Annotated in this window: 15 protein-coding genes; 5 read left to right on the forward strand and 10 right to left on the reverse strand. The window is 63.9% G+C overall.

Features of this window, described 5'->3' with window-relative positions:
• Positions 1–61: 61 nt before the first annotated feature.
• The 4 genes from G7048_RS10055 to G7048_RS10070 all read right to left on the reverse strand — a co-directional run bounded on the left by G7048_RS10055 (position 62) and on the right by G7048_RS10070 (position 6306).
• Complete coding sequence (locus G7048_RS10055) at positions 62–1825, reverse strand: acyl-CoA dehydrogenase family protein (protein WP_166068000.1); 1764 nt, start codon at positions 1823–1825, stop codon at positions 62–64.
• Positions 1822–3207, reverse strand: a complete 1386-nt coding sequence (locus G7048_RS10060) for an MFS transporter (RefSeq protein ID WP_166068001.1) — start codon at positions 3205–3207, stop codon at positions 1822–1824. The genes G7048_RS10055 and G7048_RS10060 overlap by 4 nt, the downstream gene beginning before the upstream one ends.
• The gene (locus G7048_RS10065; RefSeq protein WP_166068002.1) at positions 3204–5357 is read right to left on the reverse strand and encodes an acetate--CoA ligase family protein; all 2154 of its coding nucleotides are present in this window, start codon (positions 5355–5357) and stop codon (positions 3204–3206) included. Before G7048_RS10065 ends, G7048_RS10060 begins: the two co-directional genes overlap by 4 nt.
• Before the next feature lie 103 nt (positions 5358–5460).
• The gene (locus G7048_RS10070; RefSeq protein ID WP_166068003.1) at positions 5461–6306 is read right to left on the reverse strand and encodes a p-hydroxycinnamoyl CoA hydratase/lyase; all 846 of its coding nucleotides are present in this window, start codon (positions 6304–6306) and stop codon (positions 5461–5463) included.
• Between the two features lie 269 nt (positions 6307–6575).
• Between G7048_RS10070 and G7048_RS10075 the strand changes: the two genes are divergently transcribed.
• The 3 genes from G7048_RS10075 (at position 6576) to G7048_RS10085 (ending at position 9100) form a co-directional block, all read left to right on the forward strand.
• Entirely contained in the window at positions 6576–8045 is a 1470-nt protein-coding gene (locus G7048_RS10075; RefSeq protein WP_166068004.1) for an aldehyde dehydrogenase, read from the forward strand.
• Positions 8046–8147: 102 nt separating this feature from the next.
• The gene (locus G7048_RS10080; RefSeq protein WP_166068005.1) at positions 8148–8420 is read left to right on the forward strand and encodes a VF530 family DNA-binding protein; all 273 of its coding nucleotides are present in this window, start codon (positions 8148–8150) and stop codon (positions 8418–8420) included.
• A 116-nt stretch (positions 8421–8536) separates the two neighbouring features.
• Positions 8537–9100 carry a CbrC family protein gene (locus G7048_RS10085; protein ID WP_166068006.1) on the forward strand — a complete coding sequence of 188 codons (564 nt, stop codon included), beginning with the start codon at positions 8537–8539 and terminating at the stop codon, positions 9098–9100.
• Positions 9101–9248: 148 nt separating this feature from the next.
• Here G7048_RS10085 and G7048_RS10090 read toward each other — a convergent pair whose 3' ends face one another.
• From G7048_RS10090 to G7048_RS10100, 3 genes are read right to left on the reverse strand one after another with little or no spacing between them, the layout of a single operon-like run.
• On the reverse strand, positions 9249–10544 hold the full coding sequence (locus tag G7048_RS10090; RefSeq protein WP_166068007.1) for a cytochrome c: 1296 nt from the start codon (positions 10542–10544) through the stop codon (positions 9249–9251).
• Entirely contained in the window at positions 10537–11106 is a 570-nt protein-coding gene (locus tag G7048_RS10095; RefSeq protein ID WP_166068008.1) for a (2Fe-2S)-binding protein, read from the reverse strand. Before G7048_RS10095 ends, G7048_RS10090 begins: the two co-directional genes overlap by 8 nt.
• On the reverse strand, positions 11106–13913 hold the full coding sequence (locus G7048_RS10100) for a xanthine dehydrogenase family protein molybdopterin-binding subunit (protein ID WP_166068009.1): 2808 nt from the start codon (positions 13911–13913) through the stop codon (positions 11106–11108). Before G7048_RS10100 ends, G7048_RS10095 begins: the two co-directional genes overlap by 1 nt.
• A gap of 393 nt (positions 13914–14306) precedes the next feature.
• Between G7048_RS10100 and G7048_RS10105 the strand changes: the two genes are divergently transcribed.
• Positions 14307–14945, forward strand: coding sequence for an MBL fold metallo-hydrolase (locus G7048_RS10105; RefSeq protein ID WP_166068010.1), 639 nt, complete (start codon positions 14307–14309; stop codon positions 14943–14945).
• A 24-nt stretch (positions 14946–14969) separates the two neighbouring features.
• Here the strand turns inward: G7048_RS10105 and G7048_RS10110 are convergent, their stop codons facing one another.
• The 3 genes from G7048_RS10110 to G7048_RS10120 form a co-directional block, all read right to left on the reverse strand.
• Complete coding sequence (locus tag G7048_RS10110) at positions 14970–15821, reverse strand: M48 family metallopeptidase (RefSeq protein WP_166068011.1); 852 nt, start codon at positions 15819–15821, stop codon at positions 14970–14972.
• A 36-nt stretch (positions 15822–15857) separates the two neighbouring features.
• A complete protein-coding gene (locus G7048_RS10115; RefSeq protein ID WP_166068012.1) occupies positions 15858–16847 on the reverse strand; it encodes a DMT family transporter in 990 nt (329 codons plus the stop codon).
• Between the two features lie 65 nt (positions 16848–16912).
• Positions 16913–17608 carry a helix-turn-helix domain-containing protein gene (locus G7048_RS10120; protein ID WP_371747698.1) on the reverse strand — a complete coding sequence of 232 codons (696 nt, stop codon included), beginning with the start codon at positions 17606–17608 and terminating at the stop codon, positions 16913–16915.
• Between the two features lie 90 nt (positions 17609–17698).
• On the opposite strand from G7048_RS10120, the gene G7048_RS10125 reads away from it, so the two are divergent.
• The gene (locus G7048_RS10125; protein WP_166068014.1) at positions 17699–19075 is read left to right on the forward strand and encodes an MFS transporter; all 1377 of its coding nucleotides are present in this window, start codon (positions 17699–17701) and stop codon (positions 19073–19075) included.
• Positions 19076–19188: the final 113 nt, after the last annotated feature.

Genomic DNA, 19188 nt, shown 5'->3' on the forward strand with positions numbered 1-19188 from the left:
CATAGCCACTTCTCCCCACGCACCGGCTCGCGCCCCTCCACCTTCCCACTTTTGCTCAGTCTCAACGGATGGCAGGAATCGCATGGCGCGCGGCCTGCACCTTGCGCAGCCAGTGCTCGGCATCCACCAGCACATGGTCGAAAAAGTACTGCGCACTGTCCCGTTTGCGCGCATGCACTTCGTCGTCCGCCACGCGTGCCGCACGGCACCAGGCGAAGGCCATGGCGATCGTGCCAACCAGCCGCAGATAGTCTTCAGCGGCGCGGGCTGGCAGTTCGGCATCGGCTTGTGCATCCTGCGCCAGCACCTGAGTCGCAATCTGCAGACGCTCGCTCCACTGCCCCAAGGCCTGTCCGAACGCTTGGGCAGCGGGGCATTGGGCTGCCAGCGCGGCTTCCTGCCTGAACACTTCCACGAGAGGCGCCAATCCATCGCCCCTGCCCGTCAGCACCTTGCGCTGCAAAAGATCGAGTGCCTGAATCTGGTTCGTGCCTTCGTAGATCATCGCGATGCGGCTGTCGCGCACGATCTGCTCGATGCGGTATTCGTGCACATAACCGTAGCCGCCAAAGACCTGCAGCGCCTCGCTCGCCAGTTCAAAGCCGCGCTCGGTGAAGAACGATTTGATGACCGGCGTGAGCAGCGCCGCCAACGCCTGCTGGCTGGCGCGCTCCTGCGCATCGGGTGCATGTTCGGCCAGATCGAGCACATGACCCGCCCAGTAGCCCAGCGCGCGCATGCCTTCGGTCCACACGCGCAGGTCCATGAGAATGCGGCGCATGGGCGCGTGGTGGATGATGGCGTCTGCCTTGCCTGTCGCACCCGCTGGCCGTGGCTGCGCGAGCATTTGCTGGCGTTCCTGCGCGTAGGCAAGCGCCAGTTGGTACGCCATCTCCGCATGGCCCAGTCCCTGCAGTCCCACATGCAGACGTGCCGAGTTCATCATGATGAACATGGCAGCCAGTCCACGATGCGGCTCACCGATCAGCCAGCCCTGCGCGTTCTCGAAACGCATCGCGCAGGTCGCACTGCCTTTGATGCCCATCTTCCTTTCGATACCGTCGCAGAACACCGCGTTGGGCTCGAACGAACCGTCGCTTTGGGGAATCAGCTTGGGCACCAGAAACAGCGAAATGCCCTTGGTGCCGGGCGGCGCATCGGGCAGGCGCGCGAGCACCAGATGCACGTTGTTCTCGGTCAGATCCTGCTCGCCGCCGGAGATGAAAATCTTGTTGCCGTCAATGCGAAAACTGCCGTCGTCCTGCGGCTTCGCCTGCGCACGCAACAAACCAAGATCGCTGCCCGCTTGCGGCTCCGTCAGGCACATGGTGGCCAGCCAGTTACCGCTCACCAGATGCGGCAGATAGGTCGCCTTCAACGACTCGGATGCATGGGCATACAGGCACGCATACGCCCCATGCAGAATGCCCAGATACATCGCCCACGCATGGTTGCCCGAAACGATCATCTCGTTGAGCATGGCGTCGAGCAGTTGCGGCAGACCCTGCCCGCCAACCTCCGGATCGCAGGCCAGCGCGGTCCAGCCCGCTTCCGTGTAGGCCCGATAAGCCTCGCGAAAACCGTCGGGCGTGGTGACCTTGCCGCCTTCGAGCGTGCAGCCCTGCAGATCGCCCGCGCTGTTGATGGGCGAGAGCGTATCGGCGCAGAACAGCCCTGCCGCGTCGGCCACCATGCGCGCGGATTCGGCATCGAGCGACTCGTAGCGGGCCATGCGCTTCCAGTCTTCGGGAGCGTCGATCCAACGCTCCATCACGAAAGCGATGTCGGCCAGCGGCGGTCGGTAGTGGGAGCCTCCCGAACTCATGCGGACTCCTTCGCGGCGCGCTGCACCTCGGCCACCAGCTTGCGATACGGACCGATGGCGGACGCCAGACAGATCACCCCGAAGGTGGCCGCCATGGCGCACACCAGCCCGAGCGACATGCCGACTTTCTTCTCGTCATGAAAGACGAAATCGGTGAAGAATGCAACAAGAAACGGGCCGCAGCCAAGGCCAATCAGATTGACGAGCAAAAGATAGATCGACGTGACCTGACCGCGTAGTTGATTGGGCGTGATGGACTGCAGAATCGGCGGCGCGAGCGCGACCGGCATACCGAGGAAAAACGTCGTGATCGCCACCGCCACCAACGCCACCGTGGGCGAGCTGGCGAATGCAAGCGCCAGCCCCGTGCCGATGAGCACCAGCGTGGCGCACAGCGACAGCGCCACCGAACCCACCAGCTTGCCGCGACCCGTCAGCCAGTCCGCAAGCAGACCGCCGATCAGCATGCCGCCGATGCCGAAGGTCAGAATGATCAGGCCATAAGCGGGACCGATCTCACCGGGCGTCCAGCCCCATTGGCGGATGAAGGTGGCTGGCAACCACGCCGTGATGCTGAACGTCACCATCCCCGTCATGCCCGGCGCAAGCAGCAGCGGCAGATAGGCACGGATGTTCTTGAACACATAGGAAAAGCCAGGCGCAGGCACGCTGGGAGTGGCCACGGTGTTGCCGGATGCCTTCGGCTTGATCAGCGCGGTGACGCCACGACGCAGCGGCTCACGCACGGTGTACATGAGCAGCAGCGCGGGAATGCCGGGCAGCGCCACATAGATGAACGCGGCCTGCCAAGGCTTGAAGCTGCCGAGCAGTGGAATCACCACCTCGCTGCCCTGACTCGCTGCCTGAATCACCAGACCGCCGACGATGAACGCCGTCGCCGAGCCGATGTACACGCCCGAGGTGTAGATGCTCATCGCACGCGCGCGGCGTTCGGGTGGAAAGTAGTCCGCCAGAATCGAGTACGCAGCAGGCGACAACGCGGCCTCGCCCACACCGACCAGCATGCGCGCGATGAACAGCGAAACAAAGCCCGTGACGTAGCCTCCCGCGCCGGTGGCCAGCACCCAGATCAGCATGCCGATGATGATGAGGTTGCGACGGTTCCAGCGGTCCGCGACACGTCCGAGGAAGATGCCGATCAGCGTGTAGAAGATCGCGAATGCAAAGCCGTGCAGGATGCTGAATTCCCAGTCGGCCAGCGACAGATCCTTCTTGATCGGCTGCACCAGCAGTCCCAGAATCTGGCGGTCCACGAACGACAGCGTGTACGCGAACAGCAGCACGCAGGTGACGTAGTAGGCGTAGCCCAGGCCCTTGGGTTCCTTGGGCACGGATACGGAGTTGGTCTGCACATAACTCATGACGATGCACCTCCCGTTGCGGTGTCGATCAGCATCAGCGCATCCAGCGCCACCGCGCCCTTGCCTTGCGGGTAGACGACGACCGGGTTCAGATCGATTTCACGCAACGCAGGCGTGCCGCGCAACACCTGACCCACGCGGGCGATCAGCTCGGCCACGGCCTGCAGATCCAGCTCGGGCGCGCCACGGAAACCATGGAACAGCGCCGCGCTCTGGAGCTGATCGAGTTCCGCAAGAATCTCCGGCACCGTCAGATCGGCATCGAGCAGACGCACGTCCTTGATGACTTCCGCCGTCACACCGCCGAGGCCCGCGAGAATCACCGGACCCCATTCGGGATCGGTCTTCGCGCCGATGATCATCTCCAGACCGCGCTGGCCCATGGCCTCGATCAGAATGCCGTCGAGCACGATGCTCGCGTCGTAGGCACGAACGTTGTCGTGCACGCGTTGCCACGCAGCGCGCAACGCCTCGTCATCGGCCACGCCGAGAATCACGCCGCCCGCTTCGCTCTTGTGGCTCAACTGCTCGGACTGCGCCTTCAGCGCCACCGGGTAGCCCAGCGCCTTCGCTGCCTTCACCGCATCGTCCACATTCACAGCGAATGCGCCTGCAGAAAACGGAACGCCCACTTGCTTGAGCAGCGCCTTGGATTCGTACTCAGGCACCACGGTGCGCCCGGCAGGCAGCGGCAAACGAATCGGCAGCGCGTTGCTGGCATCGAAGCTGCGCGTGGCAAAGTCGTTGATGCGCTTGACCGCGCGGAATGCACGCTCGGTGCTTGGGAAGTACGGAACACCCAACTCGCGCATTTCGGCGATGAAGGACGCGGGCACATCCGCGCCTTGATCGAGCCCCGCCACGATGACCGACTTGCGTGGCTTCAACTCACGCACCGCACGCAGCACGGGCGGCATCTTGATGCCGCAGGTGACGGGGTCACCCTGGATCAGGCAGACGATGACGGTCGAGCAACGGTCATCTTCGAAAAGCGCCTGCAGCACGCGGAAATAGAGGTCTGGCTCGACCAGCCCTTGCGCGGTCAAGTCCAGCGGATTGCTCACCGCGACGAACGCAGGCATGGCCTTGCGCAATGCGGGCGCGTTGGTTTCGTTGAGTTCCGGCAGCACGATACCAAGGTCTTCCGCGATGTCCAGACTCAACGCCTTGTACGCGCCCGACTCGCCCAGAATCGCCACGCCCGGCGCAGGCAGATGCGCGCAGCGCACGGCGATCTCGGCCATATCGCCGAGTTCTTCGAGCGTCTCGGCAAACATCGCTCCGGCGCGCTTCATCTTGGTGAGCATGATGGAGTGGTCGCCCGCCATCGCCCCTGTGTGCGTGGCCGCCGATTCGCGCGCCGCGCTGCTCTTGCCGGGATGCAGCAGCACCACATGTTTGCCGAGCGACCGGGCACGTCGCACCGACGCCAGAATGCGCTGTGGATGGCGGAAATGCTCGACCACCATCGCGATCACGCGCGTGTGCGGATCTTCGAGCAGAAACTCCACATAGTCCTCGGCATGGCTGGCCGCCTCGTTGCCGGTGGAGACCGCATACGACAACGGCAGCTCGCGGCTTGCGAGCGTGGTGCACAGCACCGTCATCATCGCGCCGCTTTGCGAGACCACGCCGATCGATGGTCGCGTCGTCACCTGGGCGTTGGACTTCGCCGCCATGTTGACCTCCACAAAGGTCAGCGGCACGCGGTCCAGATAGTTGATGCAACCCAGGCAGTTCGGCCCCTCGATCACCATGCCATGCTGGCGCGCGATCTCGGCCATCTCGTGCTGCTGCGCGAGGCCCTCTTCGCCCGCTTCGGCAAAGCCTGCGGAGAAGATCACCACCGCGCCGACCTTGCGCGCAGCCAGGGCGCGCACGTTCTCCAGCACCGCCGATTGCGGAATCGCGAGCACCGCCACGTCCACACCTTGCGGCAATTGATCGACCGATGCCAGACACGCGCGGCCGTTGATCTCGGCGCGCTTGGGATTGATCAGGTGGATGTCACCCGCAAACCCGTTGCGCTCCAGATTGCCCAGCAATGACGCGCCCAGCGCCCCCGGCGTGGCCGATGCGCCGACGATGGCGACCGAACGCGGCCGCAACAAGCGACCGATGTCGGCACTCATCTCTGTTTTTTTCTGCATTGTTTTCACGCTGCTCCTCCCCCGACTGGATGGTCCATGGATGTATTCCTGAAACGCGAGCGGCCCCAGACGCACTGCCCGCGATCCGCGCAAAGCGCAGGGCTCAAGCCTTCTTCTGCTTGGAGAGGTCGTACTCGCCCAGACCCGGCTTGTAGGTCTTCTCGTCGATGAACTGGCGCAGGCCTTCCTTGCGGCCTTCGTTGTCGTAGCTGTTGGCGGCTTCCTGCGCACGCACGAGGAAATCTTCCGCGTTGTCGTACGTCATCTCGCGCACGCGGCGGATCGCATCCTTGGTCGCCTTGAGCGCCACGGGGTTCTTCTTGAGCAGGCTTTCGGCCACCGCCGTCACGCGCGCCTTGAGCTGATCGGCAGGCAGCGCCTCGTTGACCAGACCCCACTCCGCAGCGGTCTTGCCGTCGATGTTCTCACCCAGCATCGCGTGGTACATCGCGCGGCGGAAATTGAGCAGCTCGACCGCCACCTTCGATGCACCGCCGCCCGGCAGAATGCCCCAGTTGATTTCGGAGAGACCGAACTTCGCCTCTTCGGATGCGAACGCCAGATCGCACGAGAACAGCGGGCCGTAGCCACCGCCAAAGCACCAGCCGTTGATCATCGCGATCGTCGGCTTCTGGAACCAGCGCAGACGACGCCACCAGCCGTAGCTCTCGCGCTGCGCCTTGCGCGAGCCACCCAGGCCCTGCACTTCGGTCTCGCGGAAATACTCCTTCAGGTCCATGCCTGCGGTCCACGACGTGCCTTCGCCGGTGAGCACGACCACGCCCACGTCGTCGCGGAATTCGAGATCGTCGAGCACGCGCATCATCTGGCGATTGAGCGCCGGGCTCATCGCGTTGCGCTTCTCGGGGCGATTGAACTTCACCCACGCGATGCGGTTCTCAACGGTGCAGGCAACGGTTTGTTCTTCGTTCGATGCAGTGGTGGTCATGTGGACTCCCTGAGTGAAAAGATGCTTGAAAGCAGTTGAAATGCAACGCCGGAGAACCCGTGCATCGAGGGTTTCATGCCCACTACGCGAAATCCCTAGCGTCGCCATAAGTCGTTATGTTAGATAATCGATATGAGACATAACAATATGGTGCTTTCCCTAGTCCCGAACTTCACGATAAAGAGATATCCGCGCAGGAGGCACCTGCCGCGCACACCGTTGCGCAGTCTTGTTCACCAACGTTCTTCAATCCTCTCGGGAGACCTTTCATGAGCAGCCCATCCACGCCCAACGCGATCACGATGCTGATCGGCGACCAGCGCCGTCAGGCCAGCAACGGCGCGACCTTCGAGCGCCGCAATCCGCTGGACGCCAGCATTGCCACCACCGCACCCGCAGCCACCGTGGCCGATGCGACAGCCGCCGTCGATGCGGCACAAAGCGCGTTCAAACAATGGTCCCAACTGGGCCCGACGGCGCGTCGCGAATACCTGCTCAAAGCGTCCGACGCATTGCGCGCCAAAGAAGGTGCCTTCGCGCAAGCCATGGCCGCCGAGACCGGCGCATCGGCCATGTGGGCGGGCTTCAACGTGCATCTGGCAGCAGACATGCTCAAGGAAGCAGCCGCGCTCACCACGCAGATCGGCGGCGAGGTAATTCCATCCGACGTGCCCGGCAGTCTGGCCATGGCGGTGCGCCAACCTGCGGGCGTCGTGCTCGGCATGGCACCGTGGAATGCGCCGGTGATTCTGGGCGTGCGCGCCATCGCCACGCCGCTGGCCTGCGGCAACACCGTGGTGCTCAAAGGCTCGGAGCTGTGCCCTGCCACGCACGGCCTGATCATCGACGCGCTGTTCGAAGCCGGCTTGCCCGCAGGCGTGGTCAACTTCGTCACCAACCGTCCTGAAGAAGCAGGCGCGGTCGTCGAAGCCATGGTCGCGCATCCAGCGGTGCGCCGCGTCAACTTCACCGGCTCCACGCGCGTCGGCCAGATCATTGCGAGCCTGTGCGCCAAATACATCAAGCCCAGCGTGCTCGAACTCGGCGGCAAGGCACCGTTTCTCGTGCTCGCCGACGCCGATGTGGAAGCCTCCGTCAACGCCGCCGCCTTCGGCGCGTTCGCCAACTCGGGCCAGATCTGCATGTCGACCGAGCGCATCATCGTCGAGTCCGCCATCGCCGACGAGTTCGTCGCCAAGCTCACCGCCAAGGCCGCCAGCCTGCCGCTGGCCGACCCGCGCGTCAGCCCCGCCGTGCTGGGCTCGGTGGTCGATATGGCCACGGTCGAGCGCTGCAATCACCTGATCGACGATGCGCTCGCCAAGGGTGCCAAGCTGCTGTGCGGCGGCAAGGCCAACTCCACACTCATGCCCGCCACGCTGCTTGACCAAGTCACCGCCGACATGAAGATCTACCACGAGGAATCGTTCGGCCCAGTCAAAGGCATCGTGCGCGTGGCCGACACCGAAGCCGCCATCGCCTGCGCCAACGACAACCCCTACGGCCTCTCGTCCGCCGTGTTCAGTCGCGACACCGGCAAGGCCTGGAACGTCGCGCAGCGCATCGAATCCGGTATCTGCCACATCAACGGCCCCACCGTGCACGACGAGGCGCAGATGCCTTTTGGCGGCGTCAAGCAATCGGGCTTCGGCAAATTCGGCGGACGTGCTGGCATCGACGCCTTCACCGAACTGCGCTGGATCACCATGCAGACCACCCCACGCCATCTGCCGTTCTGACAACGGCGTCCAGCAAGTTCCAAGGCTTTGGCCGATCCCGCATCCACGACGCCGGATCGGCCCTTTTCATGAACGGGTCACCCATGCTGCGACAATCGCGGCATGACGACCGCTCCCGCCCCAGCGCCCCAACCACAAGCGCGCAACCCTCTTCACGGCATCACCCTCGAACGCATGGTGGCCGACCTCGCCGACTACTTCGGCTGGGCGGAGCTGGGCGAACGCATTCCGATTCGCTGCTTCAATCTGGACCCCAGCGTGGCGTCCAGCCTCAAGTTCCTGCGCAAGACGCCCTGGGCACGCGAGAAGGTCGAGAGTCTTTATCTGTTCATGCTGCGTGATCAGAAGCGCGAGGCGATGAGGCAGGGGAACTGATCCACCGACAAGGCTTGCGCTCCGCCACATGCCCCTGTCAAGCCTGACTCGGCCCTGTCAAACCGTGATCTCTGAACGTCAGCGCACGCTGCTGCTCCTTCCAACGAAGAACCGACATGAGTGACCAACCACCACGCTTCACCTACCACCCCAGGGCCTACGAGCTGGAATTGATCGAGCAGATCGACATCGAGTGCGAGTGCTGCGGACAGGAGCGTGGATGGATCTACAGCGGCAGCGTCTATACCACTGCCGATGTGGACAACGTATGCCCATGGTGCATTGCCGATGGCTCGGCACACCTCAAGTGGGATGCCTCTTTCAGTCAGGACATCGAGGGAGTCACGATACCGGGTGAGACGAAGGTTGACGGTGCGTCAGCAGAATCCACCGATGAGGTCATGCACCGCACTCCCGGCTACCGCAGTTGGCAAGGGGCCGTATGGAAAACACATTGCGGCGATGTATGCGAGTTCCACGGTGACATTTCCAGCGAGGAATTGGCCACTCTCGACACAAGATCGGAAGCGCTCTTCCAGCAGGATCACGCGTGGGTCTTCAAAAACTACGGCACACTGACGGAACTCAGCGCGCACTACAGTCAGCACGGCGGCATGAGCCTCTACAAATTCGTATGCCGACATTGCGGCATCGTTCGAATCCACGCTGATCTTTGCTGAATGGGCAGAGATTGCCCCAACCATGACCACCGCCTTGTGCGCCCATCGAAGCAAGGACCTTGTCGGTGGATGGATGCAAGAAGCCCCAACCCTCTCCGGCATGCCGAAGGTGATTGGGGCTTTTTGTTTTTCCGAGCGCGGCGGGCGCTTACTTGCTGTGCTCGATGGTCTTGATGTTTTCCGCCACGTCGGCGGCGGTCACGTTGCCGGGCTGGCCGCCCCAGGTCTGGCGCATGTAGTTGACGAGGTCTGCCATTTCCTCGTTGCCGAGCTTGTCGGCGAAGCCGGGCATGGTCTGCATGCGTTCGCCGTGGGCCAGGTCGCGTTCGGCCACGCCTTCGCGGATCACGCGGATCAGGTTGATGGGCGTGGGGAACATGGCGGTGGTGTTGGTGCTCATGGGCACGGAGGAATGCGGCTGGCCGTCGCCCTGCGCACCGTGGCAGCCTGCGCACAGGCCGAGGTACAGGTTCTCGCCCTTCACGTTGATCTGGCCTTCGGCGGCCTTGATGATCTTGGGGCCGGGCATGTCCTGGTTCTGGGTCAGGTAGGCGGCCATGGCGCGCACGTCTTTTTCAGCCATGCGCGATGTCGAGTGATCGAGCACCGAGGCCATGCGGAAGGTCATCACGCCTTGCGGTGCGACGCCGGTGCGGAAGAACTGCACGAGGTCGTCCTTGTTCCAGCCGCGCGCCTTCAAGGCTTCTGGCGTGAGTGCGGGTGCGTACGAGCCTTCGATGATGCTGCCTTCGAGATAGCGCGAAGTGTCCATCGCGAACGTGAGCTTGCTGCGTGGGCTGTGGCATTCGGCGCAGTGGCCGAGCGTGTCGACCAGGTACTTGCCGCGCAGCAGTTCGTCGCCGGAGGAGAGATCGAACTCCTTGGCGGTCGGGCGATTGAGCGCATTCCACAGCGCCACGGCGGGGCGGACGTTGAACGGGAACTGCATCTCGCCGGGTTGGTTGGCGACTTCGACGGGCGACTGCTTCATCATCCAGATCCACAGCGCATCCGTGTCGCCACGGGTGATCTGGTGGTAGCTGGCGTAGGGCATGGCGGGGTACAGCACCTTGCGGCCGGGCGCGATGCCCATGGCGACGGCGCGGTACAGGTCGTCGGCCGACCAGTTGCCGATGCCGTGTTCCTTCGATGGAGAGATGTTGCTGCCGTAGAGCGTGCCCATCGGGGTGACCATGGGAACGCCACCTGCGAGTTCAGCACCCGTTTTGGGGGAGCTGTGGCAGGCAGCGCAGTCGCCCGCGCGGAAGACCTGTTCGCCGCGCTTGTAGAGCTCGTCGAACTGCTTGGCGTCGAGCTTGGCGAAGTCCACCGTGGCAGGCGGAATGTTGCTGCTGGAGCTGCCGTACAGATATAGGCCACCGACGACCACGATGCCCGCGACGACCACCGCGCCCAGGCCTTTGATCCAGGTGCTCTTAGCCATTGTTGACGACCTCCTTGGTGCGCTTGCCCGTGGTGAGGCCCGGCGTCTTGAGGATCACGTCGCGCACGGCGTGGTAGTAGCGCACGTAGCCGGTGCAGCGGCAGATGTGGGCTTCGAGCTGTTCCTCGATGGCCTTTTCCACATCGTCCGCAGGCACGGGATGCTTTTCGAGCTTTTCCATCAGCACGGTGGCCGAGTTCACGAAGCCCGGCGTGCAGTAGCCGCACTGGAACGAGTAGTGCTCCAGAAACGCCTTCTGCACGGGCGATGGATGCACCACGCCCTTGTCGTCCACCGAGGCGATGCCTTCGACGGTGCGGATGGTCTTGCCGTTGAGCCAGGTGACGCCGGTCACGCAGGCAGGCACGGTGATCGAACCCTTTTCCGGATCGTCCACGATGATGGTGCAGGCACGGCACACGCCCTGTCCGCAGCCCAGACGAGTGCCGTTCATGCCCGCGTATTCCTGCAGGAACTCGATCATCATCAAGTCCTTGGGAACGTCGACGGGGCCAATTTTTTTGCGGTTGATGGTGGCGCTGAATTGGATACGGTCCTGCATCACAGTACCTCTCTGATTTTTTCGGGGGTCAATGGGGTGGCATAGAAACGCTTGCCGGTGGCGTTGACCACGGCGTTCACGCAGGCGGCGATGACGGGAATCATCACCACCTCGGCCATGCCCTTGGGTGGGTCGGTGCGCGACAGCGGCGGCAGCACAGTGCCTTGCGCGGTCCACACCGCGACTTCGCTCGCACGTGGCACGTGGTAGCGGTTGAGCCCCCATTGGCCATTGCCCGGACCGGTGGCGTCGCGCGGCAGGTCTTCATACAGCGCATGGCCGATGCCCATGGCCACGCCGCCCTGGATCTGGCCCGAGACCAGTTCCGGCACGATCTGCGTGCCGCATTCCAGCCAGGTCTTGTGCGAGAGGATGTTCACCTTGCCGGTGCCGGTGGACACGGCCAGTTCCACCAGCGTGGCGCAAGGCGCGTAGTACACCGTGCCCGCGTTGGCGCGCTGCACGGGCGGGAAGTAGACCTTGTCGCGCGGCACGAAGGCGTAGCCGCCATGCTTCATCGCGGCCTTCTTGGCGTCGCTCGCACCTTGACCGTATTTGACGGACAGCGCGTCGATGTAGGGCTGGAACTTCACGCCTTCGACGGTGAAGTCCGCCTTCGCCCAGGCCCAGCGGTTGAACGCGTGCACGCACACGCCGGTGATCATGCCCTTCTCGTGCGCATGGGCGGCAAGGCGCGCAAAGCTCAGCGGCTCCAGACCTTCTGCGACGAGCATGCCGTCGCGCCATTCCAGCATCTCTTCGGTGACGGCGCTGGGCAGCAGTTGACCGCCATCGGCCTTGCTCGACCAGATCGATTGGGCGGCAGGCCACAGGCTCAGCTTGAGCAGCATCTGCGCGGCCTGCTGCGTGGCGTGGCGGAAGTAATAAGCCGAGTTCGACGCCGACACAGGCGAGACCACGCGCGGCACCCAGAACGGGTTGCGGGCCAGCTCGTCTTCCTTGGCCTGCGGCGTGGTGTAGGGCTCGTCCTTGCTCTCCAGGGGCATGTTGTCCCAGTGGTTGACGGCGAAGTCCACATCGTCGGCCGGACGGCCGAGGATGGGCTCGATCGCCACCATCTGCGAGGTCGTGCTGCCGGTGCCGATTTCATTGGCGATGTGGCGCATCTTGATGCGGCCTTCGGGCGTGATCTCCAGTTCGGCAATCGACGCCTCGGCACCCGTGCCGAAGTCCTTTTGCACCGCGCCGAAGCCGATGCCGTAGCGCATGCCGGGGTTGGCCGCTTCGTAGTCGGACTTGCGCTTGGCGCGCTCGGTCCACATGGGGTCCTTGGCGGCGATGTCCAGAATCTCGCCGATGCGCAGATGGCCCGAAGGCGACGCGCCCTGCGTGTTCTTCATGCTGCTCTTGAGCACGTTGCGGCGGCGCAGCTCGATGGCGTCCATGCCGATTTCCTGGGCGATTTCATCGACCAGCATTTCGGTATAGGCCATGGACTGCACCGAGCCGTAGCCGCGCATCGAGCCCGAGGTCACGCCCACGCTGGGGTTGACCACCACCGACAGATCGCTCTGCGGGAAGTAGTAGATCGACTGCGCTGCCGTGACGGCCACCGTGCCCACCGATGGGCTGAAGTTGGTCACGCCGCCGCCATCGCCCACCATGTGGCAGGTGAGCGACTGGAATTGGCCTTCCTTGTCCACCGCGATGGCGGTTTCCACATCGAACGGATGGCGCTTGAGTGCGAACTGAAAATGCTTCCAGCGATCGAGCGCCATGCGTACCGGGCGGCCCTGCGCATACAGCGACGCCAGCGCCACGTAGAACGGGAAGGGCTGGTGCTCCTTCTGGCCGTAGCCCACGGTGTAGGAGCTGATGTAGTCCAGCTTCTTGAGCGGCAGATGGCTTTCCTTGACCATGTGCATCACATGATCGGCCGTGCTGTACGGGGCCTGCGCCGCGCCCACCATGTGCAGCTCGCCGGTGTTGCGGTCGTACCAGGCGAGACCGTTTTCCATTTCCATGGCCACGTGGTCGATGGACTGGCTGTAGTACTTGCGAGCAAAGGCGCGCAGACCGTCCTTGGGCTCCTTCATCTCGGACTGGATGCGGGCCGATTGACCCATCAGCGCGCCGAAGGCCGGGTGATGCGCGTCGGGCCAATGCACGCCCTTTTCATCGGTGGCGGGCCAGACGATGGTGTTCTTCATGGGAGAGAACTTGTCTTCGCCATATGCATCGTCGCCCTGCACCCGCACGAAGCGGGCGGCCACGTACGGAGCACGCGCGGGCTGCGCCATCTCTGCGCCGAAGCGGAAGATGGAGTCGTTGAAGCGCAGGCGCTTGTTGGCGACGCGGAATTTCTCGTAGTCGTGCCAGATGGCGACTGCGACCGGGTGGCCCAGCATCGGCGAGAGTTCGCCCTTCTTGACGAAGAATTCGCCGTAGAAGCCCGGATCGGGCATGCGCAGACCGTCGGCGGCAATGCTTTCCGCGTCGATCAGCACATCGGGCTTGAAGTCGTCGCCCAGAACGGAGAGGTCCAGCCCCTCGTAGATGCGGTCGGCGCGCGGGACGTGGATCGTCAGCGCGTAGGACTGCTGCTCGGGCCAGCCCTGCATATCCTTGGCGCGCAGGTCGATGGCAAAGACCTTCTGCCCAGTGACCTTGGCCATGCCATCGCGACGGTAGTTGAGTTTGTTGCCGCTGATCCAGTGGGTTTCCTGGCCACCGGCGGGGGTGATGAGTTCTGCAAGCGCATCTTTGACCGGGCGCACACTCGCGATTACGCCCATGGCCGCAGCTGCCTTCAGAAAACTGCGTCGATTGAAGTCCAGTTTGGACACGGTTCCAGCTCCTTGAAGCAATGCGCACGCGCAATGCAAGAAGCTGCTGGCGTGTTCACATCGCTAGATGACTATGTGTTCCTGAGGGTTCTACGCGCTCAGAAGTCAAAAAGCAGGTGATAACGACAACCAGTTTGTGTCAGCAAACATGCCGACCACACACAAGACAAGGCCGTCCGCCACGCTTTGGTCTTATACAAGACGAATCAGTTGTGAGTATAGGCAGCTAGTAAACATTTACTTTGGCTGCGTTCTATACCTTGGTTGCCCACGCAGGAAATTCATGCGCATCGATGCACGATGGCCGCCGATGTGCAAGCACTCATCCCGACGCAAAAGTTGGATACATTGGCAGCACTTCCAAAAATTGGCCTTCATCCCCACATTCGACCCATGCTGCAGTACCTCACCGTCCCCGTCACCGCCTTTCAGCAGAACTCGTCCATCGTCTGGTGCGACGCCACCAAGGACGCCGCCATCATCGATCCGGGCGGCGATCTCGATGTGCTGCTGGGCGAGGTGCAAAAGCGCGGCCTGAACCTCAAGGCGCTGTGGCTCACGCACGCGCACATCGACCACGCGGGCGGCACGGGCGAGCTGGCGCAGAAGCTCGACCTGCCGATCATCGGCCCCGAAGAAGGCGACCAGTTCTGGATCGACGGGTTGCCGCAGCAAAGCCAGATGTTCAACTTTCCGCCCGCGCTGCCGTTCACGCCCACGCGCTGGCTGCACGATGGAGACACGGTGCAGATCGGCAACGAGACACTGAACGTGCGCCACTGCCCCGGCCACACACCCGGCCATGTGGTGTTCCACGCACCGCAGATCGACCGCGCATTCGTGGGTGATGTGCTGTTTGCAGGCAGCATCGGCCGCACGGATTTTCCGAAGGGCAATCACCAGCAGCTCATCGACTCGATCACCCAGCGCCTGTGGCCCATGGGCGACCAGACGGTGTTCATCCCCGGCCACGGCCCGGAAAGCACCTTCGGGCGGGAGCGCCGCACGAATCCCTACGTGGGCAACACCTGATCGCGACGACGGAAGCGGTGGACCTTATCGCTGCCGCGCCTTGTCGTACAGGCCGCTGACGCGCGGCACGTTCTGCTGCAACTCGTGGATGCGGTTGGGGCCGCTCGGGTGGGTGGACAGGAACTGCATGCCTTGCTGGCTGCCTGTGGCCTTGCCCATTTTTTCCCAGAGCGTCACGGACGCCTGCGGATCGAAACCCGCGCGCGCGGCTAGTTCGAGGCCCACCAGATCGGCTTCGGATTCATCATTGCGACTGAACTTCAGCGTGAGCAACTGCGAGCCCAGATTGGCTGCCGCGCGCCCCACATCGCCCAGCCCCAGCAACGCCGCGCCGAGCGAAATGCCGATGTTGGTCGCCTGCGTCTTGGCCAGCCGCTCGCGCGAATGTTCGCGTAGCGCATGCGCCATTTCGTGGCCCATGACCATGGCGACCTCGTCGTCGGTCAGCTTGAGCTGGTCGAGGATGCCGGTGTAGAACGCGATCTTGCCGCCCGGCATGCAGAAGGCGTTGATCTGCTTGCTGCCGATGAGGTTGACCTCCCACTTCCAGCCGCGTGCGCGGTCGTTCCACGCATAGGTGAACGGCACGATCTTCGCGGCAATCGCGCGCAGACGAATGAGCTGCGGGTTGTTCGCCCCGGCCAGCGCGCCCTTGGCTTTGGCCTGTGCGAGCAACTGGTCATATTGCTGCGTGGCGGCGTTCTCCAGCGTCTCGGCGGGCACCAGCTTGCGCATGGAAGACGCATCGCCCACCTCGACCTGAGCGAGCACGGGCGTTGCCGCCACTGCCGAAGCAGCCAGCAGAAAGGCGCGGCGTGCGTTCCAGAGGGAGCCGTGAGGCGTGGCGCATGGGCAGGAGTACGCAGAGGGTTTCATGGTTGAAACAGCGGGCGAACGAACAGGCTGCCAAGTCTAATTGTTCTTGGCCTGGCGTGACGCCAGCAGCTCCGCACGAATCACCACCAGCAGCCCCGCCAGCACCGCCAGCAGGCCCAGCCACGACTGCAGCGGCTGGTGCTCGCCGACGATCCACACCGCCAGCAGAAACGCCGCTACGGGTTCGATCAGCGTGAGCGTCACTCCGGTCGGCCCGGAAATGCCGCGCAGCCCGTTGGAGAACAGCACATAGGCGATGCCCGAGACGACGATGCCCAGATACACCACCACCAGCAGCGACGAGGCCGTGAACACCGGCACGCCCGCAAGCAGCAGCGCCGCCGGAATCGCCATGCAGGCCGCGCCGGTGAACACATAGAAGTTGACCACCTGCGTGGACGCATGCGCCACCAGTCGCTTGTTGATGAGCGCATAGCTTGCGTACGACAGCCCCGCGAGCAGGCACAGCAGCAGACCCGTCCATGAAATCTCGGCGGTCGCGCCCCCTTTGCTGAGCACCATCGCCACGCCGCCGCCCACGCTCACCGCCGTGCCCAGCCACCACAGGCCGGACAGCGGCGCACGCAGCAGCACGGCCTGAATCAGCCCCGCCCAGATGGGGCTGCTGCCAATCGCCACCGCCGTGCCGACTGCCACGCCCGCGAGCTTCACGCCGGCATAGAAGCTGATGCTGTAACCCGCCACACCGGCAGCGGCGAGCAGGAACCAACCCAGCTTCAAGCCCATTTGCGATGGTGCGGGCAACAGCGGCAAGCTGGAACTTGCGCTGCGGCTTCGCGTCATCAGCAGCACGCAGACAAAGAACACGCTGGCCACCACCAACTGCGCGGCCCCCACCCAGAACGGCGACAGCCCGCTCGCGCCCAGACTTTGCACCGTGCCGGTCGTGCCCCAGAGCAGCGAAGCGGCAGACACCAGCGCAATGCCGAGCACCGAGGAAACATGGGCGTGAGCGGCAGGCGTGCGCGTGAGCGAGGACGTGGAGGGCGAGGCAGTTTGCGTCATGGCTTGATGATGCCGCCGAAGGCGCTCACTTTTGTCGAGAAACGCTTGTTCTGATGTTCTGCGCTTCAAGCTTTGCGCAGATCGCGCGCGCCGATCTTGCGGTCGCGCCGCAATGCAAACGCCAGCGCGCTGGCGCTGCGGTAGCCAAGGCGCAGAGCGGCGTTTTCCAGCGATTCGCCGCGCGCCAGAACGCTTTGCGCCGCGTCCAACCGAAGATCGCGCAACCATTGCTGCGGCGTCTTGTCGGTCAACTCCTGCCAACGCACGTGAAAGCGCTGCGGGCTCAGGTGCACCAGATCGGCCATGCGGCGCGTGTTCCAGTCCTCATGCAGGCTGCGCGCGACCTGCACCTTGACGATCTGCAGATCCAGTTCGCGGCGGGCCAGAACACGCGGCGCATCCAGCAACGCCGCCAGGTGCTGGCTGGCATCAGTCTCCAGTTCGGGCGCGACGCCGCGCAGCGTGGCAGGTACGGAAAAGCGCCGCGTCCGGTCGGTGCCGCGCAGGTCGGGCGCGTCGATCACCAGCAACTGCGCACCGGGCGCGGCGAGAAATCCGTGCTCGACGCCTGCCGGAACGACCATGCCGCAGGCCGTGTCGACGAACGCGGCGCGGCCCGCGACTTCGAGTTCCATGCGGCCCTGCAGCGCGTACAGAATCTGCGCATGGTCGTGCGCATGCGCCGTGTGCTCGCCGCTGTATTGGCGGATCGAGGCGACGGGCGTGGTGAGCGCGGAGGGGCTATGGGCTTGGCGGGCCATGGAGCGCATGGTAGCTGGTATCCGCGACATACAGCGAATCCGCATAATGCGTGAATTCGCTTTGTTGGCGACCGCTCTCAAAATCACCGCATGTCTGATTCCACGCTCTCCGAAACACCGCCCAAGCGCTCCTGGCGCGAGGCCCTGATGGTCTATCTGCAACCCGAAAGCCTGCGCATGCTGTCGCTCGGGTTTGCCGCAGGGCTGCCGCTCATGCTGGTGCTGGGAACGCTGTCGTTTCGCCTGCGCGAGGCGGGCATTGATCGCAGCACCATCGGTCACCTGAGTTGGGTGGGTCTGGCCTACGGCTTCAAATGGATATGGGCGCCGATCGTGGACCGCGTGCCGCTGCCGGGCCTCACACGGGCGCTGGGACGCAGGCGCAGTTGGTTGCTGGTCGCGCAGATCGCGGTGATGTGCGGCCTGGCGGGCATGGCGCTGGCCAACCCCAGCGTGGCATTGCAGCCCATGGTCGTCTGGGCGCTGGTGACGGCCTTCGCCTCGGCCACACAGGACATCGCGCTGGACGCCTACCGCATCGAATCCGCGCCCGCCAAGGAGCAACCCGCGCTCGCCGCGAGTTACCAGACCGGATATCGCCTTGCGATGATCTGGTCGGGCGCAGGCGTGCTGTGGCTGGCCGCGCGCGCCGAACTCTCGGGCGGTGCAGGCGGTTATCAGAACGCCGCCTGGCAGCTTGCCTATCTGGTGATGGCCGCCTCCATGTTGGTGGGCATTGTCACGGTGCTGATCTCGCCCGAGCCCAAGCGCGTGGACATGCCGCCCGCCCGCAACGCCGCCGAGTGGCTGCAGAGCACGCTGATCGAGCCGTTTGCCGACTTCTTCCGCCGCTACAAGTGGCATGCCGCGGTGATCCTCGCGCTCATCGCCGTCTACCGCATCAGCGACGTGGTCATGGGCATCATGGCCAATCCGTTCTATGTGGACACCGGCTTCACCAAGGACGAGGTCGCCAGCGTCACCAAGGTCTACGGCGTGATCATGACGCTGGTGGGCGCGTTCGTCGGCGGCAGCCTGTCGATGCGCTTTGGCGTGATGCGCATCCTCATGCTCGGAGCCATCCTGAGCGCCTTCACCAATCTGCTGTTCGCATGGCTGGCGGGATACGGCCACAGCGTGCCCGCGCTGATCGCCGTGGTCTCGGCCGACAACCTCGCCTCGGGCATCGCCTCGGCGGCGTTCGTGGGCTACCTCTCCAGCCTCACCAACATCAGCTATTCGGCCTCGCAGTACGCGCTGTTTTCTTCGCTCATGCTGCTGCTGCCCAAGTTCGTCGCGGGCTTCTCGGGCGACTACGTGAACGCGCATGGCTATGCCAACTTCTTCATCAGCACCGCCGTGCTCGGTCTGCCCGTGCTGCTGCTGGTCTGGGCCGCTGGCCATGTGAAAAAAAGCGGCGAGCAGGCCCAAACCACCGCCACCCCCACGGCGTCAGCGGAGGGATGAATGGAATGGAATGAATTGGTCCGCGCTTTACCTTTCTTTACGGAAACCGTGAATACGCGCAGTACACGTCGTGCACCATGCATGTCAGGCATTTCTCCACAGCAGCACTGCGC

The organism is Diaphorobacter sp. HDW4B, from assembly GCF_011305535.1.
GTDB lineage: Bacteria > Pseudomonadota > Gammaproteobacteria > Burkholderiales > Burkholderiaceae_C > Diaphorobacter_A.